The following is a 1,565-nucleotide window of genomic DNA, read 5'->3' as shown; positions in this document are numbered from 1 at the left end:
TCGCGACCTCGCCGCTCACCAGCCTCGACGTCGAGGTGCACGGTGAGCTGAACGACTACGACGTGAGCGTGCTGAAGCTCGCGGCGCTCAAGGGCGTCTTCACGAACATCGTCAGCGAGACCGTCTCGTACGTGAACGCTCCGCTGCTCGCCGAGCAGCGCGGCATCGCGGTGCGTCTGCTCAAGGACGATGTGAGCGACGAGTACCGCAACGTGATCACGCTGAGCGGTGCCCTCTCCGACGGCTCGCAGCTCTCGGTCTCCGGAACGCTGACCGGTCCGAAGCAGACCGAGAAGCTGGTCGGCATCAACGACCACACCCTCGAGCTGCCGATCGAGAAGAACCATGTCGTGATGCTCTACACCGACCGTCCCGGCATCGTGGCCGTCTACGGCCAGAAGTTCGGCGAAGCCGGCATCAACATCGCGGGCATGCAGATCGCCCGTCAGGCGGCCGGCGCGCAGGCGCTCAGCGTGCTGACGCTCGACTCGCCCGTGTCGGAGGAGCTGCTCGAAGACGTGAGCGCCGCGATCGACGCCGACCTCTTCCGCCAGATCGAGATCACCGAGGTCTGATCGGCGACAGACGAAGGAGGGCGGGAGCGCGATGCTCCCGCCCTCCTTCGCGTTTCGACGGGTTCAGGCCGTCGCCTTCAGCACCAGTGCGATCAGCTCACGGAGTTCATCGCTGCGAGGGACCAGTCGCTCCGGTCCGTGCACATCGAGCGAGTTATTGAAGTAGAGCCCGTCGCTGACGAGCATCACGAGATCGAGGCTCGCACTGTCGCGCACGTGCGGGCGAATGGTCTCCGCCCAGCGACGCCTCGTGTCGCGGAGCATGTCCGCCGCGGGGATCGAGCCGCCCTGTGCGAGGCGGGTCGTGGCGATCAGCACCCGATCGAGCGCGTCGTCCTCCATCACCGAGGTGCGCACGTAGTAGGCGACGGGGCCCTCGTCGGCAGTTGTCATGCGCTCGAGGTCGAGGGTCGTGAGGCGGTCCAGCCGCTCGACGAGCCCGGCCTCGAGCTCATCCTTCGACCCGAAGTGGTACAGCAATCCGCCCTTCGAGACGCCGGCCGCCTTGGCGGTGGCTTCGAGAGTGGCGGCGCGCTCTCCCTCTTCGATGAGGATCGCTTCGAAGGCGTCGAGCACCTTCTCGCGGGCGAGGGGAGGTCGGGGCATCGTGGATCCTCTGCACAGGGGAAGGGAGGGAATTCTGTTACTATACCATCCGGACGGTTCACTAACCGTGCGATCTCGATCCTGAGAGGTGTTCCATGACCCGTACTGCGTCGATCCCGACGACAGAGACGGATGCTCCCCGCGTCGGAGCCCGCGGCTGGGCGGCGCTCGTCGTCCTCATGCTGCCGGTGCTGCTGGTCTCGGTGGACAACACGGTGCTGAGCTTCGCGCTCCCCGAGATCTCCATCGCGCTCGCCCCCACGGGCGCGGAGCAGCTGTGGATCATCGACGTGTACCCCCTGGTGCTCGCCGGACTCCTCGTCACGATGGGCACGCTGGGCGACCGCTTCGGTCGACGCCAGATGCTGCTGATCGGAGCGACCG

General features: G+C 66.5%; 1 protein-coding gene and 2 pseudogenes. 2 read left to right on the top strand and 1 reads right to left on the bottom strand.

Annotated features, from left to right (window positions below; genetic code table 11):
* Nucleotides 1–575: pseudogene (locus KZA10_RS14740) on the top strand (phosphoglycerate dehydrogenase); the annotation flags it as partial.
* Nucleotides 576–638: 63 nt separating this feature from the next.
* On the opposite strand, the gene KZA10_RS14735 reads toward KZA10_RS14740, so the two are convergent.
* Nucleotides 639–1,181: a TetR/AcrR family transcriptional regulator gene (locus tag KZA10_RS14735; RefSeq protein WP_141385946.1), complete on the bottom strand. Its 543-nt coding sequence runs from the start codon at nucleotides 1,179–1,181 to the stop codon at nucleotides 639–641.
* 95 nt (nucleotides 1,182–1,276) lie between these two features.
* Here KZA10_RS14735 and KZA10_RS14730 point away from each other — a divergent pair.
* Nucleotides 1,277–1,565 (top strand): annotated as a pseudogene (locus KZA10_RS14730) (MFS transporter); the annotation flags it as partial.

The sequence above is a fragment of the Microbacterium sp. BF1 genome (genome assembly GCF_019279095.1).
Taxonomy (GTDB): Bacteria; Actinomycetota; Actinomycetes; order Actinomycetales; family Microbacteriaceae; genus Microbacterium; species Microbacterium maritypicum.
Note: the sequence above shows the minus strand (reverse complement) of the source record. Positions and strands in the feature narration are given on the sequence as shown.

Coding starts and splice junctions, on each gene's coding strand:
- KZA10_RS14735 (WP_141385946.1), bottom strand. CDS start 1,181: ATGCCCCGACCTCCCCTCGCCCGCGAGAAGGTGCTCGACGCCTTCGAA.